Source organism: Pandoraea pneumonica, assembly GCF_049918595.1.
Classification (GTDB): Bacteria; Pseudomonadota; Gammaproteobacteria; order Burkholderiales; family Burkholderiaceae; genus Pandoraea; species Pandoraea pneumonica_A.
This window is the reverse complement of the sequence record NZ_JBNCRZ010000001.1, coordinates 1,263,512-1,288,031: the sequence shown is the minus strand read 5'-3', so window position 1 is coordinate 1,288,031 and position 24,520 is coordinate 1,263,512. Positions and strand designations below refer to the sequence as shown.

Below are 24,520 nucleotides of genomic sequence, written 5' to 3'. Positions count from 1 at the left end.
TCAAAACACCACCAGCCGATCTACCAGTTGCGCCATCCGTGCGTTCGCACCGGACCACGACTCCACTGTCGACGTTCTGCCGTCGAAGTACACCGTATTCATCACCGAGCCGTTCTGACTGAGCGTGAGCGTCGCGTACGCCAGATACTCGCTCGGCGCATTGCCCCATAAGGAATTGCGCCAGGCACGGCGCACCGTGTAGTTCAGCACCACGCAGCCGGTTGGCCAGGTGCCGGGACTATAAATAGTGCTCACGATGCCGTAGGCACGCAGCCGTCCCTGAATCGCCGGTAATAAATCCGAGACGCCGTCGGCCCCCAGTTCGATACACAGGTTGCGGCTCATCAGCTCGGGCGCGGCCGGTTGCGTCGGCGGCACCACCGACGGCAACTGGTCCGCCAGCACCACCCCTGTCGTCACCACACTGGCCGCCACTTGCGCCGCCACCACCGGCACCGGCGTCGCGAACAGACATCCGCCCAACGTCGCGCTGGCCGCAGCCGCCAGCGCCAGCACCACCGCAAGGCGCTTCATCAGAAGGGCGACACACCCAGCAGCACGTGCTGGAGCCAGCCGCCGTTCGCCCCGTCGGCCACCTGACCGTCTTCCACCCTCGCCACCTTCGCCTGCCCGACCTTGCTCGACGCCACCACATTGCCCGGTTGGATATCGAACTTATTGACCACGCCGGTGAAACGGAAGGTCTCCAGATTGCGGCCCTGCATCACCTGCTTCTCGCCGCCCACCACGTACGCACCGTTCGGCAGCACCTCGACGATGGCCACGGCAATGGTGGCGGTCATCGCAGAGCTCGAACTCGTCGTCCCGTTACCTTGGAACGCGCTGGCCGACGAACCGATGTTGAACCAGCGTTCGAGCAGCGAATCGGCGCCGTTGTCTTTCGCGCTCTTGGCCGTGACGCTCGCATTGCGCGTCACGTTGCTCTGCGCCTTGTTGGTGCCGGTCGTGGTTTCTGCCACCTGAATCGTGAGCAGGTCGCCCACGCGATGCGCCACCGGCGTCTCGAACCAGTTGGTCGCGGTCGTCGCCTGATAGATCGACCCCGCCGTTTGCACGTTCGTCACGCGCGGCATCGGCATGACGGCCATCGGCGTGGGCGCCACACCGCCGCTCGAACAGGCGCTGAGCAACAGCGAACCGGCCATGGCAAGGGGCACCGACGTCAGAACAAGGCCACGCGCCGCAGCGCGACGAAGCATCGACAGTTTCGACATGGTGTGGCGCCCCCGCGCCCTGACCGGGCCGCGTCGCCCGGTTGTCATCGAGAAAAGTGAGGAAATGGCACTTCGGCCAGCTTCGTAAGGAATAGTAAAAACAGGGCGTGCAGCCAGTGCGCACAAATCGTGGAAAATTTGTGGAGGCACGGCGCGCGTTGCCGTGAAGCTGAGAAAATGGCGCGCCATCGACGGGACCTTCACGTCCGGAGTCCGCCCGTCAAACCCGGTGACGCTACCAAGGGCCTGTTCCCCCGAGTCACTCCGATTTACAACGCCACCGAACCCAGCCACGCATGAACTCCGGCATCACGCGCAAGTTGTTCCTCGCGATCTTCGCGACCGGCCTGGTCACCATGGCGGCCACGACGGTCGTCGTGCGTGCCGCACTGAACGGGCACAGCTGGCTCGCGGGCGACAACCTGATTTATCTCGCGCTGCTCGGCGTGGCGACGCTCGGCGCTGTCGCCATTCGCGTCGCGCAGCGCTTGCTCGTGCCGGTCACACCGCTGCTCGAAGCGACGCATCGCATGGCCATGGGCGATTACAGCGTGCGGGCCCCGACCGTGGGTGCCGACGAACTGGCCCGTCTCGCGGCCGACCTGAATCGGCTGGCCGATACGCTCGCGCATAACGATCAACTGCGCCGCGATCTGCTCGCCGACATTTCGCACGAGCTGCGCACCCCGCTCTCCGTGCTGCGCGGCGAAATCGAAGCGATGGAAGACGGCGTGCGCCCGCTCACGCAAGACGCGCTGGCGTCGCTGCGAGTGGAAGTCTCGCTGTTGGCGAAGCTGATCGACGATCTCTATGAACTCTCGCTCTCCGACATCGGCGCCCTCACGTATCAGTTCGCCCCCGTGGACATGACCGAGCGTGTCGCGACCACTGTCATGGCGTTTCGCGATTGGTTCGATGCCAAGGGCATCGCGCTCACGGTGCACATGCCCGACGACGTACTCACCGTGGACGGCGACCTGCATCGCCTGACGCAGTTGCTCGGCAATCTGTTCGAGAATTCGCTGCGCTACACCGATGGCGGCGGTGCGGTGCGGGTGTATCTGTCGTCGAGCGGCTCGCAATTGCGGCTCGAGATCGAAGACTCGGCCCCGGGCGTGCCTGACGACGCGTTACCGCGTCTATTCGAGCGCCTCTTTCGCGTCGAAGCGTCGAGAAGCCGGCGCAGCGGTGGCGCGGGGCTGGGGCTGGCGCTGTGCAAACACATCGTCGAAGCGCACGGCGGACAGATCATCGCGCGCCATTCGCCGTTGGGCGGACTCGCGCTCGCGATCGTGCTGCCGTGCCATCGCAACACGTCATGCCTCTCCGCGCTCAACGGCGCGCTGGGAAGCGCCTTGGGAAGTTCGCTGGGCGGCTCGTTCGGCGGTGCATTCGGCACACCCATCGCCGGTGGCACGACGAACGAAACCGCCCCCGGCACCGCATTTAGCAACAGCACCCTGACCACCCTTTGTTGACACCGCCCGCAATGAATATCGCTTTGCAGACACTTGCCGACAAGGGCGCCCCGTTGCGCTCACCGACCGACGTCATGCCCCTTCCCGATACCGCGCCGATTCTGATCGTCGAAGACGAGCCGAAGCTCGCAGCGCTACTCGCCGAGTATTTGCGCGTCGCGGGTATGCCCTGCCGCATTTTGTCGGACGGTCGTGACGTACTGCCCGCCGTGCGCACGACCGAGCCGCGCCTCATCTTGCTCGATCTGATGCTGCCAGGCATGGACGGCCTCGAAGTGTGCCGCGCCGTACGCGAGATCTCGGAAGTGCCGATCGTGATGCTCACCGCGCGTGCTGCCGAAACCGACCGGCTGCTCGGCCTCGAACTCGGTGCCGACGACTACATCTGCAAGCCGTTCAGCCCGCGCGAAGTGGTCGCCCGCGTGAAAGCCATCCTGCGCCGCGTGCGTGGCCCCGCGAGCGTCTCGGCCATGGCCGCCCCGGAAGTGCCGCCGCCGCAGCCGGCGCTCGTGATCGACGCCGTGCGCCATCACGCGCGCCTAGACGGCCACGAATTGCCGCTCACGCCCGTCGAGTTGCGTCTGCTCGCAACCCTTGCGAGTCATCCCGACAAAACTTTCCCGCGCGCCCATTTGCTCGACCGTATGTACGACGACCATCGTGTGGTGGCCGATCGCACCGTCGACAGTCACATCAAGAATTTGCGGCGCAAATTGCAGTCCATTCGTCCCGACGAAGAGATCGTGCGCTCGATCTACGGCGTGGGCTACCGGCTGGAGTTGCGCACCGACCGCCCAGGACGGTTGGCAGCGCGACTCGATGTCGCGGCAAGCGTCGCGGCTATCGACAACCCGCCCGGCGCGGTGCCAGAATAGGCGAACCCGCGCATACACGGGTGTGCTGTCATTGAGGAGATTGACGATGCCCCGCTGCACCGCCACGCTGTCCCCGATGTCTGACCCGCCGCTTAGTTCTGCTTCACGCCTCGCCGCTTCTTCTGCTGCATCCGCTTCGCCACCTTCGGCGTCGTTTGTCTCGCTTGTCTCGCCTGTCTCTTTTGCCCCGCACTTCCGTCTCCGGCACTCTGCTTTGAGCGCTCAAGGACTGCGCGCCCTCTTGCGAGCCGGTGTCGCGTTCGTCATGCTTGGCACTGGCGGCCTTGCCATGGCACAAACCCCGGTGTGCTTCGATAGCGTGGGCCGCGCATTGCCCCCCGAACAGTGCTCGCAGGCCGCCCGCAATCAGGCCGCAGCACAAGCGGCCACCGCGACAGACGCCGGCCCGACGCAACGCGAAGAATGCCGCGCGCTCGCCGACAAGATCGCCAACACCCCCGACAAGCCGGTCTACACCCGAGACCGCCCTGTCGTGCAACCGAACGGCAACCGTATCGACATTCCTACACGCACCAACCCGCGCAAAGCGCTCAAGGAAGAATACATGCGCAAGTGCACGTAGGCAGGCACCTACAAGTTGACGCAAGAAGCGCGCACGTTAGCGGATTTTGTCGCGCGATTCTCTTGACAATGGCCGTAGACGCCGCATAATCGACGTCATGTCGACGCCCTGTCGGCCACCATCGCGAGGTGGAAATCTCGTCGCCTGGTGCCAGAGGCGGCATCTCTCGGATGCCGAAGCATCGACCTCATCACCCGCTTCACCGCCGTTGCGGCGCGCCCCCGCCGATCATTCCGGGCGCCTGCCACGACATGACGTTTTTATCCGCATCCAAGCCGCAGCCCTGTCCGTGCGGCCCATGCTTCTGGAGGGAGAAAATGCAAAAACGCGATTTCCTGATGAAAACTTCCGTCGCCGTTGCCGCCGCCGCGTTCGCGCTGGCCGGTTGCTCGACGACCAGCCCGTCGCAAGCCGACAAGAGCGATAGCTCCCCTTCGGTCAACGCCAACAAGCGCCGTGAAATCGACGCTTCGGTCAACGGCGCACTCGACAAGATGTACACCACGGTCAAGGGTTCGCGCGAGCTGGTGAGCAAGGCCCGCGGCGTGCTCGTGTTCCCGTCGGTCCTGCAAGCCGGTTTCGTCGTGGGCGGTGAGTACGGCGAAGGCGCGCTGCGTGTCGGCGGCGCCACGCAGGGTTACTACAACACGGTGACGGCATCGTTCGGCCTGCAAATCGGCGCGCAATCGAAGGCTGTGATCTTCCTGTTCATGACGCAAGACGCGCTCGACAAATTCCAGCGCACCGATGGCTGGACGGCCGGGGCCGATGCCTCCGTCGCCGTGGTCAAGATCGGCGCGAACGGTGCGGTCGACCTGAACACCGCCACCTCGCCGGTGGAAGTGATCATCATGACCAACGCCGGTCTGATGGCGAACCTGAATGTCGAAGGTACCAAGGTCACCAAGCTGAAGATTTAACGTTGGGCCGTCGGGCTCACGATGCTCCAAAGGAAAACGGCGCCACCCCGCAAAGGGTGGCGCCGTTTTTTGTGCGCGCCGATATCGATCGGCTAACGCGTCTTACTCGTTGCTGAATTACTCGTTACTGAACGCCGCCGGACGCCACTTCAGCAAACGCTTCTCGAGGGACGTCAGCAAGTAATCCGCCCCGAGCGCCACGGCTGCCAGCACGATCATCGCCGCAAACACGCCGCTCGCATTGAACGCGCCTTGGGCGGTCGAGATCAGCAAACCGATCCCTTGCTTCGAACCGAGGAATTCGCCGACCACGGCACCGACGAGTGCGAAGCCGAAGCTCACGTGCAAGCTGGCGAGAATCCACGACAGCGCCGACGGAATCACCACCGCCATCGTCACCTGACGACGCGATGCGCCCAGAATCTGCGCGTTCGCAATCATGTAGCGATCGGCCTCGCGCACGCCCTGAAACGCATTGGCGAACACCACAAAGAACACCATCACCACGGCGAGCGCGACCTTCGACGCCATGCCCAGGCCGAACGCGATCACGAAGATCGAGCCCAGCACCACGCGCGGAATCGAGTTAGCGATCTGAATATAGAGACTTAACACATCGGAGAGCAGCTTGTTGCGGCCCAGCACGATGCCGCAAATCACACCGGCGACACCGCCGATAAGAAAGCCCAACACCGTCTCTTCCAGCGTGACGAGCACCTGTGCCCAGAGCGGGCCTTGCGACGTGCCATTCACGCACCAGTCGTAAATCTGCTCGACGATCAACGTCGGTTGCGAGAAGAAGAACGGATCGATCCAGCCGACACGTGCCGCCACTTCCCAGCCACCGAGGCCGATGACCAGAATCGCGACGCGCAGGAAAATCACCAGCGCGCGGCGTTGCTTGATGCGGCGTTGCGCCGCGGCTTCTTCACGCGCGAGATCGGCGTCGCCGAACCCTGCCAGCATGGCCTGTTCACTCATGTTCATGCCCTCCTCCTGACGGCATGGGCACACACGGCTGCGTGTACCCGTCAATTCACTTTCGATGCCCCGATGGATGTCGGGGCACGACATCAACCGATCTTCACTTCTTCGCGCAAGTCAGCCCAGATCTCGCGCGAGATATCGATGAAGCGCTGTTCGTAACGAATTTCCGACATCACGCGCGGACGCGGCAGGTCGATCGTGTACACGTTCTTGAGCGTTGCCGGACGTGCGGTGAGTACAAACACCCGATCGGCCAGTGCAATCGCTTCTTCCAGATCGTGCGTGACGAACACCACCGAGCCCGACGTCGACGACCACAGTTGCAGCAACTCGTCTTGCATGAGCGTGCGCGTCTGCATGTCGAGCGCGGAGAACGGCTCGTCCATCAGCAGAATTTCGGGGCCGTTGATAAACGTCTGTGCGAGGGCCACACGCTTGCGCATGCCGCCCGAGAGTTGGTGCGGGTAGTGGCTGCCGAACTTATCGAGCCCCACGCGCTTGATCCACTGATCGGCCAGCGCATAGGCGGCGTCTTTCGACTGACCGCGAAACAGCGGGCCTGCGGCCACGTTCTCGCGCACGCTGCGCCACGGAAACACCGCGTCGTTCTGGAAGACGAAGCCGATGCGCGGGTCGATACCGTTCACCGGCTGGCCCATCACGCGCACGCTGCCGGCGGTGGGGCGCAACAGACCAGTAATCATCGACAGCGTGGTCGACTTGCCGCAGCCGGTCGGGCCGACGATGGCGACGAATTCGCCGCGCGCCACCGACATGCTGAAATTACGCAGCGCAATGGTGGCCTTGCCGTCCGGCGAGATAAAGCGGCACGACACGTTATCGAACTCGATGGCCGGGGTGTCGCGCGAGACTGCGCTGGCAGCGCGGGACGGCGCCTGCGCGGTGGGGATGTTGGTCTGGCTAATCGTCTGAGTCATGCCCAGCTCCTCTGGTACGTCGGCGGCTAACTGCGCTTGCGCGTCATTTTCAAGGGGTGAGCCAGCCCGCACACCGGACGGAGGTCGGGTGCGGGCGGCTCGGTGGGCTGCGCGTCTTACCGACCGCGCGCCGGTACTACAGGGTCAAGAGGTGCGAGTGGTGCGATCGCGGCGAGTCAGTTACTTCGCCTGATCGACAAACTCGTTGGTGTACGTCTTCGACAGATCGATGTGCTTGCCCTTCACGTTCGGGTTGAACGCGGCGAGCACCTTCAGCACAGTCTCGGGGCCACCGTTCGGCATACGGCCATCCGGCGAGAACATCGGCAGCGAGTTTTGCAGCGCCTGCACGTACAGTGCCTTGTTGTTGCCGTAGTAGTCCTTCGGCATCTTGTCGGCGATCTCGGCCGCCGAGTGCGTGTTGATGTACTTCAGCGTCTTCACGAACGCACGCGCGAGCTTGGCCGCTTCGGGCTTGTGCTTGTCGAGCCACGCGCGCTGCACGTACAAGCTCGATGCCGGGTAAGCGCCGCCCAGTGCTGCGACCGTGCCTTCCATCGTGCGCATGTCGACCAGCACCGCGGCGTCGCCCGTCTTGAGCAACTGCGAGGCGGTCGGCTCGGTGGTCATGCCCGCGTCGATGCGGTTCTGTTTGATGGCGGCGATGAACGTGTTGTCTGCGCCCACGGGCAGCACCGAGTATTGCGACGACGCAATGCCGTGCTTCGCAGCGAGATACTGCGTGAGGAAGTTGGTCGACGAGCCCAGACCGGTCACGCCGAGCGTCTTGCCCTTCACGTCGGCCATGCTCTTGATGGTGTCTTTGCTCTTCGCGTTGACGAGTTCGACTTCACCGGGCACTTGCCCGAAGATCACGATCGCCTGAATCTCCTTGCCCTTGCTCTGCAAGTCGATCGAGTGGTCGTAGAAGCCCACCACGGCTTGCACGGCACCGGCGAGCAGTTCGTTCTCGGCGTCCACACCGGCGGGCTGCGAGAGCAGCTCGACGTTCAGGCCTTCTTCCTTGAAGTAACCCAGTTGCTCGGCAAGCTTGGCCGGCAGATAGATCATCTTCGTGATACCGCCCACCATGATCGTGACCTTGCCGCTGTCCGCGGCAAAGCCAGGTGCGCTGGCCATGGCCAATGCCGCGCCGAACACGCTGGCGAGGACGGGTTTCACAAGGACTTTCGGCAGACGCAGGCCAAGGCTTGCTCGCATTGTGGTGTCTCCATTGTTTTAGGGATAATGGGCCGACCCGCTGAGCGGTGACGGCAGGCCTCGGGCACAGATGCCGCAAAGCCGGGGCAGCGATCCTTTCATCTGCCATGGGCGGATTGTAGAAAAACGAAGCTTTCATCGAGCTTTCGCTGCATGCAGGTTTTCGCTCGCAACAGGGGGGTGTTTACCCGCTGTTGGCGTAGCCCCGCACAGCGGGCACACTCCGGTGCGCTTCACTTGAGCCTTACGCTCGACCGCCATGAAACTGCTGCTGATCGAAGATAACGACACCCTCGCCCACTGGCTCGCCCGTATGCTGCGCGACGACAACTTCACCGTCGACGCCGCGCGCGATGGCGATGCGGCCGACCGCCTGCTGCAAACGGAAACGTACGACGTGGTGCTGCTCGATCTCATGCTGCCCAAGCTCGGCGGCAAGCATGTGCTGCGCCGCCTGCGCGAGCGGCGCAACAACGTGCCGGTCATCATCCTGACGGCAAGCGGCTCGGTCGACGAGAAGGTCGACTGTCTTGGTGCGGGCGCCGACGACTATCTCGTGAAACCTTTCGAAGTGCGTGAGCTGATCGCCCGCGTGAAGGCGCTCGCGCGCCGTCATGCGCCGGAGCAGAGCGCCGACTTCGTGTGCGCCGATCTCGGCTATCACGCCGGTACGCGCCAGTTCACGATTGCAGGCGCACCGCTCGCACTGCCCTCGCGCGAACACGCCGTGCTCGAAATTCTGATGCGCAAACAAGGCAAGACCGTGGCGAAGAGCGCGCTGGTCGACGGCGTCTTCGGTCTGGACGACGAGCCGAGCGCCGACGCCATCGAGATCTATATCCATCGTCTGCGCAAAAAGCTCGAACCGAGCCGCGCGGCCATCATGACCCTGCGCGGGCTCGGCTACTTGTTGCGCGAAAAAGATGCTTAGCCTGCGCGTCAGATTACTGATGTGGCTGATGCTGCCGCTCTCGCTCTACATCGGCGCGAGCGGCTGGCTGGCGTATCGCAGCGCCCACGACACCGCCGAACTCGTGCAGGACCGCGCGCTGCTCACCTCTGCACAAGTCATCGCGGGGCAGATCGCCTGGGTCGACGGCGCCCTGCGCGCGAGCGTGCCGCCCTCGGCGCTGGAGTTGTTCGCCTCGCCCGAGCACGACCGCGTGTTCTATCAGGTCATCACCGAAAGCGGCCAATTGCTCGCCGGGCCGCCGGACTTCCCGCATCCGCCGCTGTTTCCGGCGACGGTGCCAGCCTATTCGACCATCACCTTCAACGACGAGCCGCTGCGCGTGATCAGCTTCGTGCGCACGATGTACGACTCGGGCAAACCGTACCGGGTGGCGGTCGTGGTCGCCGAGACGATGTACGCGCACGACCGGATGCTGGCCGAATTGTGGGAGCCGTCGCTGCATCGGCAGATCGCAATGGCCGCCTTGGCGGCGTTGCTGGTGCTCATCGGGCTAACCGTGGAGCTGCATCCGCTCATTCGCCTGAAAGACGAAGTGGCCGGACGCTCGCCGCAGGAACTGGTGCCGATTCGCGCCGGGCAGTTGCAAACCGAACTGCGCCCGATCGTCGATGCCATTAATTTGTGCATCCAGCGCCTCTCGGCGCAAGCGCAGCAGCAACGACGTTTCGTCGCCGATGCCGCGCATCAGTTGCGCACCCCGCTCACGCTGCTCGACACGCAGCTTCAGTTCGCCGCCCAACTCGACGACCGCGTGCAACTCGCCGACGTCCTCACCGCGATGCAGACCAGCAGCCGCGGGCTGGCCGATCTGACCAACAAACTGTTGCTGCTCTCGCAGGCCGAAGCCGCCGACACGCCAGCGTTCTCGCGTTCGCGCGTCGACCTGGTGGCCGTGGCGGCGGGCGTACTCGAAGAGCTGGTGGCGCTGGCGCAGCGGCGCAACATCGATTTGGGCTTCGAGTCGGCCCACGAGCACGTGTGGGTGGTCGGCAATGGCGAGCTGTTTCATGCGATGGTCATGAATCTTGTCGACAATGCGATCCGCTACATCCACGAGGGCGGACGCGTCACCGTGGCCATCGACAGCGCGGACAACGTCGCGCAACTCAGCGTTATCGACAACGGACCGGGCATTCATGCCGAGGCGCGCCAGCGCGTGTTCGAGCGCTTCTACCGCAACGCGCCGCCGGGCCAGCCGGGCACCGGCCTCGGGCTTGCCATCGTCAAGGAGATCGTCGCCGCCAGTCACGGCACCGTGACGCTCGCCCCTGGCGACGACGGCCGCGGCCTGATCGTGACCGTCTCGCTACCGCTTGGGCCTGCTCACGCTAATTCGGAGGCCGAAAGCAACGCCTGATCGGTGACGCGGGGGCGAAGCCGTCACCGATAAAGCGCAGGTAAACCCGCGCGAAGGGCTGAAAGAAAATAACATCCGTATGAAGTCGTGCTGAAAATTGAGGCGGTACAATCGTTTAGATCGGAAATGTCGTTTGAAACATACGCTCGACTGGATGCGCTAGGACAAACCCTGATATATTTGGGGTCTTCGCAGAATCCTCCTCAAGCAAGTGGAAACTTCTTGATCCAAATCAATTAGTTACACTTCGCTGTCAACCACGTGGGTGCCCGCCGCGTGTAATTGTGACGAAATGTAAAGTTTGTTAAATTGAATGTGGGTCTCGCCGCGTGGGTTGCGGCAAGAGACTTTTTCTCTCAGGGATTTGCCTCCATGCCGTATCTCGTCGATCCTGCCGCACAGGCTGCGAGACGTCGCGTGTCGCTTGACGACGCGTTGCACTCGCGCGCCGTGACGCCGGTATCGGATCAGCCCGCCGCTAGCGGCGTGGCGTTGCCGCCCGAGCCGGTCTCACGACCCGCGCGCGCTGCCGTGACACGTCCGCTCGCTCAATCGGTAGCCCGAAAGATCGACGCCGCACGCGAAGCCGAGCGCACGCGTATCGCGCAAGAGATGCATGACGGGCTGGGCGCTCAGCTCACGGCACTGCAACTGGTGATCGCACGCTTGTCGGTGCGCCCGCCCAGCGATGCGGCCGAATGGCAATCCCTCTGTACCCAAATTCAAAACGCCGCCAATGCGGCACAAGATGCCGCCGACGAGCTCGTCGGCCGTCACCGCCCACCGGTGCTCGACGCGGGGCTCGTCCCGGCGCTGCGCACGTGGCTGCGCGGGTTTGGCGAGCAAGGCGGCCTCACGTGCATCTGGCGTTGCGACGACGTCACGCGCGAGCGCGTGGCTCATCTCACCCCTGATGCCATGCTCGCGCTGTACCGCATTGCACAGGAAGCGCTGACCAATGTCGCCCGGCACGCACGCGCAACGCGCGTGGTCGTGGCGCTCGACAGCAGTCATCGTTCACTCAAACTTACGATTTCCGACGACGGTTGCGGCGTAGCCCGCGGCGCGCGTCGCAAGCACGGACATTTCGGACTGGTTGGCATGCGCGAGCGTTGTACGGCGCTCGGCGGCACGCTACGCATTGGCAGTGTTCAAGGATCGGGGACGCTCGTGAGCGCACGTCTTCCCTGGCACCAGATCCTGTCGGCCCCGACAGCGGCGCTCGCTGCCGGTCTTGAAGTCCCGGAATCGCTTGCCCTTCACGGATACGCATCATGACGCTAAGAGTGCTCATCGTCGACGACCACGCCATCGTGCGCCAGGGCGTCCGGCAGTTGCTCTCCGATAGCGGGAGCATCGCCGTCATCGGCGAAGCCGATTGCGGCGCAGAAGCGCTGGAAATGACAGACGCCGCACAGTGGGACATCGTCCTGCTCGACATTTCGCTGCCCGACACGAACGGCCTCGAAATTCTGAAGACCCTGCGGCGCAAACATCCGCGCCTGCCGGTGATGATCTTCAGCATGTACGGCGAAGGCCAGTTTGCCTTGCGTGCGCTCAAAGCTGGCGCGGCCGGTTATCTGAGCAAACGTTCGAACGCCCAGCAATTGGTCTCGGCGGTGCGACAGGTCGCCGCAGGCCGCAAGTACGTGAGCCCGATGGTGGCCGAAACCCTCGCCGACTATCTGGGCCCCGACGCCGACCAGCCGCCGCACGAGCGTCTGTCCGATCGTGAATACCAGACGTTGTGCATGATCGGCTCGGGCAAGCGCCTCACCGACATCGCCAACGCGCTCTCGCTCTCGGTGAAGGCGGTAAGCGTGTACCGCACCCGCCTGCTCGAGAAGATGCGATTGAACAACAATGCCGAGCTCACGTATTACGTGATGCAACACGGCTTGGTCAGTGCCGAGATGGGTCCCGTGTGTGCCTGATTCGGATCTGAAGCGCACCTAAGTTAGTAAGCGCAAACCGCCACATCGATATTGCCGCCCCTCGGGCGGCAATATTTTTTCATCCCCACCAAAAATATTTTGCACGGCATTCCCAACGATGCCCCGCGACGCGAGCCGCATCGCACTCGTCACAGTGTGCAGCGCAGGCCGTCACCTCTCCGAGCCTTACCGGACATGAATAGGCGGCACTTTGCCCCTTTGCTTGTCGGATCAATCGTGGAGGAATTTTGTAGACTGGCTTACTAGCGTTTTTCCGACATCGACAGGGTCCGTCGATGGGGGGCGGCAGAGCATTTTGCAAAACCACCCTAAATTTTCCCAAAGGCCGTCCGATATCCCCTACAACGGCGGCTTTCGGCGATTGGCTGGTGAGCCAAAGTTACGGCGCTTAAGCCGGAGCCAAAAATTTTGGGAAAGGAGTGGCTAAATGTCATCTGTCATCAATACCAATATCTTCTCGCTGGTTGCTCAACGTAACCTGAATACGTCGCAATCGGGCCTGCAGACCTCGATCACCCGTCTGTCGTCGGGTATGCGCATCAACAGCGCGGCTGACGACGCCGCTGGCCTCGCGATCACGGACCGTATGTCGGCCCAGATCAACGGCACGCAGCAAGCTCAGCGCAACGCCAACGACGGTATCTCGCTGGTGCAAACCGCCGCGGGCGCCCTGTCGTCGATCACCGACAACCTGCAACGTATCCGTACGCTGGCTGTTCAGTCGACCAACTCGACGAACTCGGCTTCGGACCGCGCTGCACTGGACCAAGAAGTTCAACAGCGTCTGGCTGAAGTGAACCGCCTGGCCACGCAAACGTCGTTCAACGGCCTGAACGTGCTCGACGGCTCGATGGGCACGGCAAACTTCCAAGTCGGTGCTAACGCTGGTCAGACCATCTCGGTCAACCTGCAACAAAGCATGACCATCGCCAGCATCGGCTCGGTCGCACAAACGACCTCGTCGACGAACCCGCTGAGCTTCACCGTTGCTGCCATGTCCGTCCAACTGGGCTCAGGCACGGCAGTGAACGTCAAGGCCGGCACGTACAACAGCTCGGCAGACCTGGCAACGGCCATCAACACGGCCGCACAAAGCGCCGGTTTCACGGGCAACGTCGCTTCGGTCAACTCGGCTGGCGAAATCGCGGTCACCAACACCGATCCGACGCAAACGCTGACGATTGCTGGCGCTGACGCCACCACGCTGGGTCTGGCCGTGGCCGCCGGCGCCGCCGGTACGACGAGCACGTCGACCGCCGTCGCTTCGACGTTCTCGCAAACGCTGTCTGCTGGCGATCTGGTCCTGACCGTGAACGGTAAGGCAACCAACATCACCGGCAAGATGAACAGCGCCACCGACCTGGCCAACGCGATCAACTCGTCGAACAGCGGCGTGAACGCGTATGTCGACACCGCCGGCAAGATGCACCTGAGCTCGGGTTCGTCGTTCCAGATCAGCGGCGGTACGGCGGCAACGCTGACCAAGCTGGGCCTGCCGACGACTGCCACGACGTACGCTACGAGCGGCAGCCTGGCACAAGCCGACGTGAAGACGGTCAACAGCGCCACGCTGATGCTGTCGCAAATCGACTCGGCCATCGGCACTGTCGACACGCTGCAATCGACCCTGGGCGCCATTCAAAACCGCTTCCAGTCGACGATTTCGAGCCTGTCGACCACGACGCAAAACCTGACCTCGGCGCGTTCGGGCGTGCAAGACACCGACTACGCTGCTGAAACGGCTAACCTGACCAAGTCGCAGATTCTGCAACAAGCAGGCATCTCGATGCTGGCTCAGGCAAACCAACTGCCGCAACAAGTGCTGAAGCTTCTCCAGTAAAGCGCCTGTTTGGCATGGTGTAACGCCCGGCGGCAACTCGGCCGGGCCGCCGGCGGCGCCACCTTCACGGGGGGCGTCGCCGCAAGCATTACAAAGGCAGTCATTTTTTGCGCCGGCGTTTTGCGCGTTGAGCAACTAATTTAAAGAGTGAGCAATTTATGGCGACTACCGGCAGTTCTACAACGGGCTCTATTTCGTCACCGGGCATTGGCTCCGGGCTGGACGTCAACGCGCTCGTCACCAGTCTGATGCAGCCGGCCACGCAAAAGCTCAACTTGCTCAAGTCGCAAGAGGCCAGCTACCAGACCAAGGTATCGGCACTCGGCAGCCTGCAATCGGCACTTAGTTCGTTCCAAACGTCGCTGTCGGCGCTGTCCTCGGCATCGTCGTTCTTGCAAATGACGGCTACGCCGGGCGACGCGACGTTCCTGACCGCATCGGCCGATACCACGGCGAAAGCGGGCAGCTACACGATCAACACGACCCAGTTGGCGCAAGCGCAGAGCTTGACGACGTCGGGCGTGTCGGATCCTGCCGCCTCGATCGGCAGCGGCGCGTCCACCAAGCTGACCTTCAGCTTCGGCACGATTTCGGGTGGCACGCTCACCAACGGCACGTACACCGGCGCCAGCTTCTCGCCGAACGCGCAGCAGGCCCCGTTTAGCGTCACGATCACCAACACGAATAACTCGCTGCAAGGCATTCGCGACGCCATCAACGCCGCCAACGGCGGTGTGACGGCCACGATCGTGAACGACGGCAGCGCCACGCCGAACCGGTTGGTGCTGACTTCGACGCAGACCGGTCAGACGATGAGCATGAAAGTCGACGTCGCCGCAGGCGGCGACAGCACGCTTACGAACATGCTGGCGTACGACCCGACCGGCACGCAGAACCTGACGCAGACCGCAGCAGGCCAGAACGCCAACCTGACCATCAATGGTCTGGCGGTGTCGAGCCCGACCAATACCGTGAAGAGCGCCGTGCAGGGTCTGTCGATGACGCTGCTCAAGACCGGCTCGACCACGGTCAGCGTGAGCAACAACAGCGATGGCGTCAGCAAGTCGGTCAACGACTTCGTCACGGCGTACAACACGCTGCAATCGGCCATCGGCAAGCTGACGTATTTCGACAAGTCGAGCGCCACGCCGGGCAGCACCTCGAACAACAATGGTCCGCTGATCGGTGACACGACCACGCAGATGATCACCACGCAGATCCAGCAGATCCTGAACGGCAAGTTGCCGGGGGTCTCGGGGTCGGTGCTGACATCGCTTGCCGATATCGGCGTGACGTTCCAGGCCGGCGACGGCACCGGCAGCGCCACCGATACCTCGGGCCAGCTCGCGGTCGACACGACCAAGCTGCAAAAGGCTATCGCTTCGGGCGGGTTCGCTCAGCTCGCCTCGCTGCTGGCGACCAACGGCACGACCACCGACAGCCTGATCAGCTACCAGGGCTCGACCAGCAATACGCAGCCGGGTCAGTACGACGTGGTGATTACGCGCCTGGCGACCCAAGGCACGCTCACGTCGAACGCCACGCTTGGCGCGAACACCATCATCGACGGCACCAACAACACGTTGACGGTGCAGGTCGACGGTAAGAGCACTTCGATCACCATCCCGAACGGCATCTACACGCCGGACAAGATGGCATCGGCGTTGCAAGCGGCCATCAACGGGAACTCGCAGTTCGTCACCAACGGCTCGTCGGTGACGGTCAAGCAGACCAACGGCGTGCTGTCGATTACGTCGAACCGCTATGGCTCCGCTTCGAACGTGCGCGTCACGTCGGGCAATGCCATGACGGCGCTGTTCGGCACGGGCGTTTCGCCCAGCACCGACGGTGTGGACGTTGGCGGCTCGATCGGCGGCGTGATCGCCACCGGCAGCGGTCAGTATCTGACCGGCGCGGCGGGTTCGCAGACCGACGGCCTGAAGATTCAGGTCACCGGCACGAACCTCGGCAATCGCGGCACGATCAACTTTTCGCAAGGCTATGCGTCGTTGCTGTCGAATCAGGTCAGCAACTTCCTGAGCGCGAAAGGCGCAATCAGCACGGCCCAGTCGAACCTGAACGCCAGCATCAAGCAGGTGCAGCAGCAGGAGAGCGACTGGCAGGACCAGATGACGCAGATGCAGAACCGCTACCTCGCCCAGTTCACGGCACTGGACGCGACGATGGCCAAGCTGCAAAACACCAGCGACTACCTCAAGCAGGTGCTTGGTGGTTCGTCGTCTTCGTCGTCGTCCTCGAAGTAAGCGCACGGCACGCGCAATCGCGCCCGCGCTCCGGAGAAAGTCATGTACGGACAAAACGCCGCCAACGCGTATCGCAAGGTCGGACTCGAGACAGGCGTCATCGCCGCGAGTCCGCACCAGCTCATCATGATGCTGTTCGATGGTGCCAAAGCGGCCCTCACCAAAGCACGTGTGCATTTCGAAGACGGCCGCATCCCCGAGCGGGGGCAGGCGCTCTCGAAAGCCATCGGCATCATCGGCGGCCTGCGCGACGGGCTGAATATGGAAGTCGGCGGGGAACTGTCTCGTAATCTGGGCGATCTGTACGACTACATGGGGCGGCGTCTGCTCGAGGCGAATCTCGAGAACGACGTGGCCAAAGTACGAGAAGTCGACACCCTGCTCGACACCATTGCATCGGCTTGGCGAGAAATTACGCCGGCTGCCGGCACGGGTGCCCCCGCCGCACAGGCGGGCACCGGAGTGCGCTATGAATGAAGCCACGACCTTGCTGAACTGCTACGAAAGCATTGCCGGCCTCACCGAGCGGATGCTCGGCGTCGCCCGTGAAGGCGACTGGGATGCCCTGATCGATCTCGAGACGCAGTATCGCGCGCAGGTCGACGCGATCAAGCAACTCGATGCCGCGCTGCCGCTCAGCGAAGACGAGCGCGCACGCAAGCATGCGATCATTCGCCGTATTCTGGCGGACGACGCCGCCATTCGCGACCTTGCGGTGCCGCGTCTGGCGCATCTCGATGCCATGATCAACAGCACGCGCCGTCAACGTGCCTTGCACGAAGTCTACGGCTTGAATCTGGGCGCCTGACGCACGCGCACTACTGCGGCGTCTTCCGCCTGTCATCTCGCAACACGCAATACGAAATACGGAGTACGGCATGGCCGGTCTCGACTCGGTAGTCGCCGCCACCCTCGCGCGGCGGCTCGATTCGCTGCTCGGCTTCGGGCAGGGCGTCTCGTCGTCGGCAGCGCCCAGCGCCGTGGCCGGCATGCCGCCCGCTGGCGATGCCACCTCCGCGCCCGCCGATCTCTCCACGCAAACGTCTCGCGGTGCCGTCGGCGTCGGTAACGCGCCTGCGCAAACGCCATCGCGCGTGCCTACGCCAGTGCAGCAGGCCACGCTCTCGGCTGCCGCGCGCACGATCGACACCATTCTTCGTTTGGCACCCGATTCACCCGGTCCTGTACAAGCGAGCACGCCGGTTTGGCCTGCCGCGCCGGGCACGGGTGCGCCTGCGTTGGCGCCTTTAGTGGCCGCTGCGCTTAAGGAAGCGCTCTCGACGAGCGGGTTGTTCTACGAGTCGCATCTCTCGCAGTGGGCATCGGGCAGCCGGTCGTTCGAGCAATTGCAAGCCGAGCCGCAGTTGCGCTGGCCTGCGTCGGCGAATCTCGCTGCGCAACTGCGCGCGGCAGGAGCCGATGCTACGTTGCCGGGTCCCGGCCCGCTCACCCGATTGTTGGGTCCTGCTGGCGGCGAGTCCTTGCTGGCGACCGGCTGGCCGACGCTAGGTGTCGGATCGTTGCCGACGGCGGCAGCAGCCCCCGCCGCATCTGCGAATCCCACGCAGCCGGGCGTTGCCGCACAGGCAGACGTCGGCGATGGTGGCTTGCATGCGAGCGCCAATTTGCCGAATACCGCCACCGCGCTCGCGCATGCCGCGAGCGTGGCGCATACGACGAGCAGCGTGCTGCCGACGGGACGCGAAGCCGATGCGCTGCTTGCCAGCGGCGGCGATTCGCCGTCCGCGAACGCGCAAACGCATGGTCCGGCGGGTGCAATTGCCGCCGTAGCAAATACCCCTGCCGAAAGCGTGACGCTGGTTCGTCAGCAACTCGACATGCTGGTCAATCCGCAATTTCAGTGGAATGGCATGGCTTGGCCGGGTGCGCCGATGGAGTGGCAAGTGGAAGAGCGCGCGACGCAGCAAGCCCCGGGCGAAGCGGCGGCACCGTCGACATGGCATACCCATTTGCGTCTGACGCTGCCGTTGCTGGGCACGGTCGACGTCACATTAGGCTTATCTGGGCAGCAGTTGCAGGCGCGTGTGCTGGCAGATTCCAGCGATGCCGCCACGACGCTGGCGGGTGAAGGCGAGGATCTGCGGCAGCGGCTGGCGGCGGTCGGACTCATTGCGAGTCAGTTGTCGTTCGGCGCATTGGACGCGCAAGCGGCTGCGGTGAGGGCGGACGGCGAGACCGTGGCAGGTGTAGGCGAGGAGGCTGACGAAAGCGCCGCCGAGTTGCCGGTGTCGGTCGCGTCAACCGGTGAGTCGGCCACTGACGGAGGCACGGTATGACGTTGCCACCGGAACGCCGCACAGCGGTCGCGTTAGCTTATGGCGCGAAGGACACGGCACCGCGTGTCGTGGCCAAGGGTTATGGTTTGCTCGCGGAGACCATCGTGCGCACGGCGCGCGAGCATGGCTTGTATGTGCATGAGTCGCCGGAGCTGGTGAGCTTGCTCATGCAGGTCGACCTCGATCAGCGCATTCCGGCGCAGCTGTATCAAGCGGTCGCGGAATTGCTGGCGTGGCTCTACAAGCTGGAAGCTGGCCGGGGTGGCAAACCCCCGCAGTTACCGCCGGGCATTTTGCCGCCGCAAGCGGAGACAGCCGCGGCGGCACCCGCCGCACGTCAAGCTGTTCCGGGCAACGACGCCTGATTCCGGTGACACGATGCGTTTCTCCACGTGGCGCGCATCGTGAACAGTCCGATTTCTTTCTATTTCCAGTAGCAAACAATCGCTCGTAAAACGAGCGTTCATGCGGTTTTCCGCTGCATCGTAGTGGATCCGAAGCGCCACCTCATGGGCATGGCGCGCCTCGCGTCACTAGCATGTCTTTCGCGCATTTTGGCATTCGGCCGAAGCGCGCGTCGTTCTGACATGACACGCTGATAGGGCCGCCCCCATGCAAATCACCCACAACCCCTTCAATCCCGGCGCGGGCACACCGCCGCCCACCCTCGCTGGTCGCGACACCGTTCGCGAAAACCTGCACAACTGCATCGAGCGCTTGCGCATCGGTCGCCATTCCAACGGTCAGTTACTGATCGGCCTACGCGGCGTCGGCAAGACCGTGCTGCTTGAGCGCATGGTGTACGACACGGAGCAACAGGGCGCGATCACCGTTCATCTCAAGATGTCCGAATCGAAATCGCTCCCGGCGTTGCTGGCTCCAGCCCTTCGCGTAGCGTTGCTACGCATGAGCCGAGAACAAGCGGCGAAGAAGAAGGTCATTCGCGGTCTGCGCACGTTAGCCGGATTTGTCTCGCACGATAAGTCGATTCATAGCGGCCTTAATGTCTTTGCGGGCTACACACCAAAATTCGGAATGGCGACCAGTGGCGGCCTAGAGTCTGACCTTAAAGATTTGCTTGTCGAAACTGGCCACGCTACCCGTGCCGCGCACACGGTGCTGTCCATCTTTATTGACGATTTGCACTGCATGCTGCCGCAAGACATGACTGCGATGCTCTACGCACTGCACCGGTGCGGGCAACTTCAATTACCGGTCATTCTTGTCGGTGCAGGGTTACCCGAATTGCGTGCGCAAATTGGTAACGCAAAAGGCTACGCCGAGCGGATGTTTGAAGTTACCGATCTGGAACGTCGCCCGGTATTCGCCTAACGACTCCGAATACGCGCCCTACCCCTCGCCCCATATACTTGCCAAGCTCGATGCTACAGATCCATTCACCCTACACGCGCCCGCCCGAAGCGCTGGCACTCCCACACCCGATGACGTCAGCGCCCTTGCCGACCATTTCCCACACAGCGTTTCTAGAGCGCAATGCTCGACAGGAAGGCGGCATTTATGCCGCCTGGAATGGCGACAACTGGCGCGTCGAAGTGATCGACCATGGAACGTTGAAATGCCTGACGCGATCCGGCACCAGACTCGCCGCCACGTTCGCTCACCTGAATGACGTCACTGGCTATCTTCTGGCGCTTGGTATTCCGGAGTTTTCGGTCGTTCTCGACAATGGTGCTGTCGAACCTGCGGAATATGCCGACTGGCTCCGCGACGTGACGGCCGAAGGGTTGCGGGCCGCGAATGATCCGGCAACCGTGTGGATCTCCCACGAAGTGTCGAACGCCTCGGCAAAGCAACTCATTTCAGATCTACTGGCGCACAGAGATGGGAGGCACGAAGGGCAATGACACCGATCGTCTGGACGCTTCGCGCCAACAGGGAACGACTCGACGCCCTCCAGTATCTGTTTTTGCGTAGTGCCACCGCCGCCCGGAATCAGTCGCGAGAGATTTCCAAACAGGTCGCGACGCTCGGCCTGTTTCCAGAACTCGGCCGCCCGGGACTCGACAAAGGCACGCGTGAATTGGTCATTCGTCGAACGCCGTTTCGCACCGTATATCAATACCGCCCCGATCTTCCTCGTGTCGCGATTGCTCGCCTGCTACATAACGCCCGCCACGGGTGCTAATTCCCGCCAGCAATAAAAAAGCCCCGCCATTCGACGGGGCCTTTCTCAATCTGAGCACTTAATGAGCGCTTAACCACTGCGCTATACGCGTACTCGCGTGCCCAACCTCACACCTGCATATTCATCACGGTTGTGTAGGCCGAAACGAGCTTGTTGCGCACTTGCAGGCTCATTTGGAAGCCGATGTTGGCTTTTTGCAAATCGACCATCACGTCGTTCAGGCCAACACCCGGCTCGCCCATTTCGAACGCCTTAGCTTGCGCCTCTGCACCGTTCTGCGACGCCGACACGCGCTTGAGCGACGCTTCAAGCTCAGACGCAAAGCCGCCGGTCGCCGACGAGGCACCCGCGCCCGTCGCGCTGGACGTGCCCAGCACCGAGCCCGCCGCCTGCGACGCTACGCTGCCCAGCTTCTGCAATACCGATTCGATCCCCGGAATGGCCATGGTCTTTTGTCCTTAACTGGCGCCAGCCGCCCGCGCCATCGCGCAGTCCCCACTGGTTTGCCTTTTATCAGTCACGTCGGAGCTTACCACCGTGTGGCAAGCCCCCAATACCTTAATTAGCGGCAAAACACCCGCCTAATCCTCAAAACGATTCCATATTCGGCGTCGAATAATCAGGACCATCGGCATCGTGCGTACTCGGAAGCAGACCTTTCCATTCCTTAACGCGCTCACGGTGCCACGCGTACCCGGAGAATTCTGTCGCATGTTAGTGAGCACTTCCACCGCGATGACCGCATTGTTGACGCCGCTGGCGTGGAGCCGCGCATGAACGCCGCTACCCAGACGGCCGACGTCGCCGCCAAGCCGCCGCTGCTCACGCAGTTGCGCTCCCGCGAGCGCTTGCCGCTGCTCATCGGCGGTGCCGCGCTCGTCGCGCTACTGATCGCCGTGTTCCTGTGGAGCCGCACCCCGGACTACAAGGTTCTCTACAGCAATCTGAGCGACCGCGACGGTGGTGCCATCATCACGTCGCTGCAACAGATGAACGTGCCGTACAAGTTCGCCGAAGGCGGCGGCGCCATTCTCGTGCCGTCCGAACAAGTGCACGACGTGCGCCTGCGTCTCGCCTCGCAAGGCCTGCCCAAGGGCGGTCTGGTCGGTTTCGAACTGATGGACAACCAAAAGTTCGGTATCAGCCAGTTCGCCGAACAGGTCAACTACCAGCGCGCCCTCGAAGGCGAACTCGCCCGCTCGGTCGAATCGCTCTCCGCCGTGCAAGCCGCACGCGTGCATCTGGCCATTCCGAAGCCGTCGGTGTTCGTACGCGAACAGCAAAAGCCGAGCGCGTCGGTACTCGTCACGCTCTACCCGGGCCGCGTGCTCGACGACGGCCAAGTGAGCGCCATCGTCCACATGGTGGCCTCGAGCGTGCCGGAGCTGCCGGTCAAGAACGTCACCATCCTCGACCAGAACGGCAACCTGCTGTCGGCCCAAAACGCCAACGCCCTCGGCCTGGACGCCAGCCAGCTCAAGTACGTGCGCGAACTCGAACAGTCGTACGCCCGCCGCATCGAAGCGATCCTGAATCCGATCGTCGGTGCCGGTAACGTGCACGCGCAGGTCACGGCAGACATCGACTTCAATCAGGTCGAGCAGACGTCCGAGAACTACAAGCCGAACGCGGGCGAACAGGCCGTGCGCAGCCAGCAAAGCAGCGAAGCCACACAGATCGGTGCCAATCCGGCCGGTGGCGTGCCTGGCGCGCTGTCGAACCAGCCGCCGGGTCAGGCCACTGCGCCGATCACGCAGCAGCAGAACCAGTTCGTGCAGCAAGGCCAGGCCCCGGGTGCCGCCAGCGCCCCGCAAGGCCCGCGCAGCGACCGCAAGGACGCCACGGTCAACTACGAAGTCGATCGTACGATTCGCCACGTGCAGCAAGCGACGGGCGGCCTGAAGCGCCTGTCGGCCGCCATCGTCGTGAACTACCGCCCGGGCAACGACGCCAAGGGCAAGCCCGCGATGGTCGCACTCACGCAAGCCCAGCTCGACCAGATTCAGAATCTGGCGAAGGAAGCCATCGGCTTCTCGGGCCAGCGCGGCGACACGCTGAACATCGTCAACAGCGCGTTCACGGTAGAAGAAGATCCGGAAGCCAACCTGCCGTGGTGGCGTCAGCGTCAGAACATCGAACTCGCCAAGCAGGTCGGCAAGTGGGTCCTGATCAGCCTGATCGGCTTGTACCTGTGGTTTGGCGTGGTACGCCCGGGCATTCGCAAGTATCTGGCACCGCCCCCGCCCGCCGAGCCCACCATGGCCGGCCTGGCCGGTGGCGCAGCGGCCAGCGGCGAAGCCGGTGCAGACGGCGAAGACGGCCCCGGCACCAAGAATGAAGTCAGCGCCTACGAGCGCAATTTGCAGTACGCGCGTCAAGTCGCGCGACAGGATCCGAAGATCGTGGCAACGGTAGTGAAATCATGGGTGGGTGGCGATGAGCGCAGCTGAGGGACTCCAACGCAGCGCCATCCTGTTGATGTCGCTGGGTGAAGACGAGGCCGCCGAAGTCTTCAAGTACCTTGCCCCGCGCGAGGTGCAAAAGATCGGCGCGGCCATGGCCTCGCTGCGTCAGGTCACGCGCGATCAGATCGCCGACGTGCTGCAAGACTTCGTGCTCGAAGCCGAACAACACTCGGCCCTCTCGCTCGACTCGTCCGAATACATCCGCTCGGTGCTTAACAAAGCCCTCGGCAACGACAAGGCTGCCGGCCTCATCGAGCGCATTTTGCAAGGCGGCGACACCAGCGGTATCGAAGGCCTGAAGTGGATGGATTCGACGGCCGTGGCCGAATTGATCCGCCACGAGCATCCGCAGATCATCGCCACGATTCTGGTGCACCTCGACCGCGACCAGGCGTCGGAAGTGCTGGCGCTCTTCACCGAACGTCTGCGTAACGACGTGGTGCTGCGTATCGCCACGCTCGACGGCATTCAGCCCGCCGCGCTGCGCGAGCTCAACGACGTGCTCACCAAGCTGCTCTCGGGCAGCGAGAACATCAAGCGCAGCCCGATGGGCGGTATTCGCACCGCCGCAGAAATCCTCAACTATCTGGGCGGCGTGCACGAAGAGTCGGTTATCGAAGCCGTGCGCAATTACGACTCGGACCTCGCGGCGAAGATCGTCGAAGAGATGTTCGTGTTCGAGAACCTGCTCGACGTGGAAGACCGCAGCATTCAGGTGCTGCTCAAGGAAATCGAGTCCGAGTCGCTCATCATCGCGCTCAAGGGTGCGCCGGTCGAACTGCGCGAGAAGTTCTTCAAGAACATGTCGGCCCGCGCGGCCGAACTGTTGCGCGAAGACCTGGAATCGCGCGGCCCGGTCCGGGTCTCGGAAGTCGAATCCGAACAGAAGAAGGTGCTGCAAGTGGTGCGGCGCCTGGCCGATCAGGGCGCCATCATGATCGGCGGCCGCGGCGACGACGCGTACGTGTAACCGAACGGGGCCCACG

General features: G+C 63.2%; 25 protein-coding genes. 19 read left to right on the top strand and 6 right to left on the bottom strand.

Features of this window, described 5'->3' with window-relative positions:
• Both ACPWR9_RS05915 and ACPWR9_RS05910 read right to left on the bottom strand, forming a co-directional pair.
• Positions 1-534, bottom strand: a complete 534-nt coding sequence (locus ACPWR9_RS05915; RefSeq protein WP_426296079.1) for a hypothetical protein — start codon at positions 532-534, stop codon at positions 1-3.
• Positions 534-1,235: a flagellar basal body L-ring protein FlgH gene (locus ACPWR9_RS05910; protein ID WP_426296080.1), complete on the bottom strand. Its 702-nt coding sequence runs from the start codon at positions 1,233-1,235 to the stop codon at positions 534-536. Before ACPWR9_RS05910 ends, ACPWR9_RS05915 begins: the two co-directional genes overlap by 1 nt.
• 296 nt (positions 1,236-1,531) lie before the next feature.
• On the opposite strand from ACPWR9_RS05910, the gene ACPWR9_RS05905 reads away from it, so the two are divergent.
• The 4 genes from ACPWR9_RS05905 to ACPWR9_RS05890 all read left to right on the top strand — a co-directional run bounded on the left by ACPWR9_RS05905 (position 1,532) and on the right by ACPWR9_RS05890 (position 5,091).
• A complete protein-coding gene (locus ACPWR9_RS05905) occupies positions 1,532-2,713 on the top strand; it encodes an ATP-binding protein (protein WP_426296081.1) in 1,182 nt (393 codons plus the stop codon).
• A 74-nt stretch (positions 2,714-2,787) separates the two neighbouring features.
• Positions 2,788-3,588, top strand: coding sequence for a response regulator (locus ACPWR9_RS05900; protein WP_426296609.1), 801 nt, complete (start codon positions 2,788-2,790; stop codon positions 3,586-3,588).
• 214 nt (positions 3,589-3,802) lie between these two features.
• Positions 3,803-4,171: a hypothetical protein gene (locus ACPWR9_RS05895; RefSeq protein WP_426296082.1), complete on the top strand. Its 369-nt coding sequence runs from the start codon at positions 3,803-3,805 to the stop codon at positions 4,169-4,171.
• Between the two features lie 317 nt (positions 4,172-4,488).
• Positions 4,489-5,091 carry a BPSL1445 family SYLF domain-containing lipoprotein gene (locus tag ACPWR9_RS05890; RefSeq protein ID WP_150679343.1) on the top strand — a complete coding sequence of 201 codons (603 nt, stop codon included), beginning with the start codon at positions 4,489-4,491 and terminating at the stop codon, positions 5,089-5,091.
• 117 nt (positions 5,092-5,208) lie between these two features.
• On the opposite strand, the gene ACPWR9_RS05885 is transcribed toward ACPWR9_RS05890, so the two are convergent.
• The 3 genes from ACPWR9_RS05885 to ACPWR9_RS05875 all read right to left on the bottom strand — a co-directional run bounded on the left by ACPWR9_RS05885 (position 5,209) and on the right by ACPWR9_RS05875 (position 8,156).
• Entirely contained in the window at positions 5,209-6,078 is an 870-nt protein-coding gene (locus ACPWR9_RS05885; RefSeq protein ID WP_426296083.1) for an ABC transporter permease, read from the bottom strand.
• 86 nt (positions 6,079-6,164) lie between these two features.
• A complete protein-coding gene (locus ACPWR9_RS05880; protein WP_246182491.1) occupies positions 6,165-7,016 on the bottom strand; it encodes an ABC transporter ATP-binding protein in 852 nt (283 codons plus the stop codon).
• Between the two features lie 180 nt (positions 7,017-7,196).
• On the bottom strand, positions 7,197-8,156 hold the full coding sequence (locus ACPWR9_RS05875) for an ABC transporter substrate-binding protein (RefSeq protein WP_426296610.1): 960 nt from the start codon (positions 8,154-8,156) through the stop codon (positions 7,197-7,199).
• Between the two features lie 340 nt (positions 8,157-8,496).
• On the opposite strand from ACPWR9_RS05875, the gene ACPWR9_RS05870 reads away from it, so the two are divergent.
• The 13 genes from ACPWR9_RS05870 (at position 8,497) to ACPWR9_RS05810 (ending at position 21,069) form a co-directional block, all read left to right on the top strand.
• On the top strand, positions 8,497-9,168 hold the full coding sequence (locus ACPWR9_RS05870; RefSeq protein WP_426296084.1) for a response regulator: 672 nt from the start codon (positions 8,497-8,499) through the stop codon (positions 9,166-9,168).
• A complete protein-coding gene (locus ACPWR9_RS05865; RefSeq protein ID WP_426296085.1) occupies positions 9,161-10,567 on the top strand; it encodes a sensor histidine kinase in 1,407 nt (468 codons plus the stop codon). Before ACPWR9_RS05870 ends, ACPWR9_RS05865 begins: the two co-directional genes overlap by 8 nt.
• A gap of 372 nt (positions 10,568-10,939) precedes the next feature.
• Entirely contained in the window at positions 10,940-11,845 is a 906-nt protein-coding gene (locus ACPWR9_RS05860; protein ID WP_426296086.1) for a sensor histidine kinase, read from the top strand.
• Entirely contained in the window at positions 11,842-12,501 is a 660-nt protein-coding gene (locus ACPWR9_RS05855) for a response regulator (protein ID WP_426296087.1), read from the top strand. Before ACPWR9_RS05860 ends, ACPWR9_RS05855 begins: the two co-directional genes overlap by 4 nt.
• Before the next feature lie 448 nt (positions 12,502-12,949).
• Positions 12,950-14,362 (top strand): flagellin, encoded by a 1,413-nt coding sequence (locus tag ACPWR9_RS05850; RefSeq protein WP_426296088.1) that lies wholly within the window; start codon positions 12,950-12,952, stop codon positions 14,360-14,362.
• 158 nt (positions 14,363-14,520) lie between these two features.
• Positions 14,521-16,626, top strand: a complete 2,106-nt coding sequence (gene fliD / locus ACPWR9_RS05845) for a flagellar filament capping protein FliD (protein ID WP_426296089.1) — start codon at positions 14,521-14,523, stop codon at positions 16,624-16,626.
• Between the two features lie 42 nt (positions 16,627-16,668).
• On the top strand, positions 16,669-17,103 hold the full coding sequence (gene fliS, locus ACPWR9_RS05840) for a flagellar export chaperone FliS (RefSeq protein WP_426296090.1): 435 nt from the start codon (positions 16,669-16,671) through the stop codon (positions 17,101-17,103).
• Positions 17,096-17,434: a flagellar protein FliT gene (locus ACPWR9_RS05835; protein WP_058376534.1), complete on the top strand. Its 339-nt coding sequence runs from the start codon at positions 17,096-17,098 to the stop codon at positions 17,432-17,434. The genes fliS and ACPWR9_RS05835 overlap by 8 nt, the downstream gene beginning before the upstream one ends.
• Positions 17,435-17,504: 70 nt before the next feature.
• The gene (locus ACPWR9_RS05830; protein WP_426296091.1) at positions 17,505-18,923 is read left to right on the top strand and encodes a flagellar hook-length control protein FliK; all 1,419 of its coding nucleotides are present in this window, start codon (positions 17,505-17,507) and stop codon (positions 18,921-18,923) included.
• Positions 18,920-19,288, top strand: coding sequence for an EscU/YscU/HrcU family type III secretion system export apparatus switch protein (locus ACPWR9_RS05825; RefSeq protein ID WP_426296092.1), 369 nt, complete (start codon positions 18,920-18,922; stop codon positions 19,286-19,288). Before ACPWR9_RS05830 ends, ACPWR9_RS05825 begins: the two co-directional genes overlap by 4 nt.
• 247 nt (positions 19,289-19,535) lie before the next feature.
• Entirely contained in the window at positions 19,536-20,255 is a 720-nt protein-coding gene (locus tag ACPWR9_RS05820; RefSeq protein WP_426296093.1) for an ATP-binding protein, read from the top strand.
• 125 nt (positions 20,256-20,380) lie between these two features.
• Positions 20,381-20,788: a hypothetical protein gene (locus tag ACPWR9_RS05815; protein WP_426296094.1), complete on the top strand. Its 408-nt coding sequence runs from the start codon at positions 20,381-20,383 to the stop codon at positions 20,786-20,788.
• Positions 20,785-21,069: a type II toxin-antitoxin system RelE/ParE family toxin gene (locus ACPWR9_RS05810; RefSeq protein WP_426296095.1), complete on the top strand. Its 285-nt coding sequence runs from the start codon at positions 20,785-20,787 to the stop codon at positions 21,067-21,069. The genes ACPWR9_RS05815 and ACPWR9_RS05810 overlap by 4 nt, the downstream gene beginning before the upstream one ends.
• Positions 21,070-21,176: 107 nt before the next feature.
• Here ACPWR9_RS05810 and fliE read toward each other — a convergent pair whose 3' ends face one another.
• Positions 21,177-21,515: a flagellar hook-basal body complex protein FliE gene (gene fliE / locus ACPWR9_RS05805; protein ID WP_150679354.1), complete on the bottom strand. Its 339-nt coding sequence runs from the start codon at positions 21,513-21,515 to the stop codon at positions 21,177-21,179.
• 327 nt (positions 21,516-21,842) lie between these two features.
• On the opposite strand from fliE, the gene fliF reads away from it, so the two are divergent.
• Together fliF and fliG are read left to right on the top strand one after the other, a co-directional pair.
• Positions 21,843-23,519 (top strand): flagellar basal-body MS-ring/collar protein FliF, encoded by a 1,677-nt coding sequence (gene fliF / locus ACPWR9_RS05800; RefSeq protein WP_426296096.1) that lies wholly within the window; start codon positions 21,843-21,845, stop codon positions 23,517-23,519.
• On the top strand, positions 23,506-24,504 hold the full coding sequence (gene fliG, locus ACPWR9_RS05795) for a flagellar motor switch protein FliG (protein ID WP_150679356.1): 999 nt from the start codon (positions 23,506-23,508) through the stop codon (positions 24,502-24,504). Before fliF ends, fliG begins: the two co-directional genes overlap by 14 nt.
• The last annotated feature ends 16 nt before the right edge of the window (positions 24,505-24,520 follow it).

Coding starts and splice junctions, on each gene's coding strand:
- ACPWR9_RS05915 (WP_426296079.1), bottom strand. CDS start 534: ATGAAGCGCCTTGCGGTGGTGCTGGCGCTGGCGGCTGCGGCCAGCGCG.
- ACPWR9_RS05910 (WP_426296080.1), bottom strand. CDS start 1,235: ATGTCGAAACTGTCGATGCTTCGTCGCGCTGCGGCGCGTGGCCTTGTT.
- ACPWR9_RS05905 (WP_426296081.1), top strand. CDS start 1,532: ATGAACTCCGGCATCACGCGCAAGTTGTTCCTCGCGATCTTCGCGACC.
- ACPWR9_RS05900 (WP_426296609.1), top strand. CDS start 2,788: ATGCCCCTTCCCGATACCGCGCCGATTCTGATCGTCGAAGACGAGCCG.
- ACPWR9_RS05890 (WP_150679343.1), top strand. CDS start 4,489: ATGCAAAAACGCGATTTCCTGATGAAAACTTCCGTCGCCGTTGCCGCC.
- ACPWR9_RS05885 (WP_426296083.1), bottom strand. CDS start 6,078: ATGAACATGAGTGAACAGGCCATGCTGGCAGGGTTCGGCGACGCCGAT.
- ACPWR9_RS05880 (WP_246182491.1), bottom strand. CDS start 7,016: ATGACTCAGACGATTAGCCAGACCAACATCCCCACCGCGCAGGCGCCG.
- ACPWR9_RS05875 (WP_426296610.1), bottom strand. CDS start 8,156: ATGGCCAGCGCACCTGGCTTTGCCGCGGACAGCGGCAAGGTCACGATC.
- ACPWR9_RS05870 (WP_426296084.1), top strand. CDS start 8,497: ATGAAACTGCTGCTGATCGAAGATAACGACACCCTCGCCCACTGGCTC.
- ACPWR9_RS05865 (WP_426296085.1), top strand. CDS start 9,161: ATGCTTAGCCTGCGCGTCAGATTACTGATGTGGCTGATGCTGCCGCTC.
- ACPWR9_RS05860 (WP_426296086.1), top strand. CDS start 10,940: ATGCCGTATCTCGTCGATCCTGCCGCACAGGCTGCGAGACGTCGCGTG.
- ACPWR9_RS05855 (WP_426296087.1), top strand. CDS start 11,842: ATGACGCTAAGAGTGCTCATCGTCGACGACCACGCCATCGTGCGCCAG.
- ACPWR9_RS05850 (WP_426296088.1), top strand. CDS start 12,950: ATGTCATCTGTCATCAATACCAATATCTTCTCGCTGGTTGCTCAACGT.
- fliD (WP_426296089.1), top strand. CDS start 14,521: ATGGCGACTACCGGCAGTTCTACAACGGGCTCTATTTCGTCACCGGGC.
- fliS (WP_426296090.1), top strand. CDS start 16,669: ATGTACGGACAAAACGCCGCCAACGCGTATCGCAAGGTCGGACTCGAG.
- ACPWR9_RS05835 (WP_058376534.1), top strand. CDS start 17,096: ATGAATGAAGCCACGACCTTGCTGAACTGCTACGAAAGCATTGCCGGC.
- ACPWR9_RS05830 (WP_426296091.1), top strand. CDS start 17,505: ATGGCCGGTCTCGACTCGGTAGTCGCCGCCACCCTCGCGCGGCGGCTC.
- ACPWR9_RS05825 (WP_426296092.1), top strand. CDS start 18,920: ATGACGTTGCCACCGGAACGCCGCACAGCGGTCGCGTTAGCTTATGGC.
- ACPWR9_RS05820 (WP_426296093.1), top strand. CDS start 19,536: ATGCAAATCACCCACAACCCCTTCAATCCCGGCGCGGGCACACCGCCG.
- ACPWR9_RS05810 (WP_426296095.1), top strand. CDS start 20,785: ATGACACCGATCGTCTGGACGCTTCGCGCCAACAGGGAACGACTCGAC.
- fliE (WP_150679354.1), bottom strand. CDS start 21,515: ATGGCCATTCCGGGGATCGAATCGGTATTGCAGAAGCTGGGCAGCGTA.
- fliF (WP_426296096.1), top strand. CDS start 21,843: ATGAACGCCGCTACCCAGACGGCCGACGTCGCCGCCAAGCCGCCGCTG.
- fliG (WP_150679356.1), top strand. CDS start 23,506: ATGAGCGCAGCTGAGGGACTCCAACGCAGCGCCATCCTGTTGATGTCG.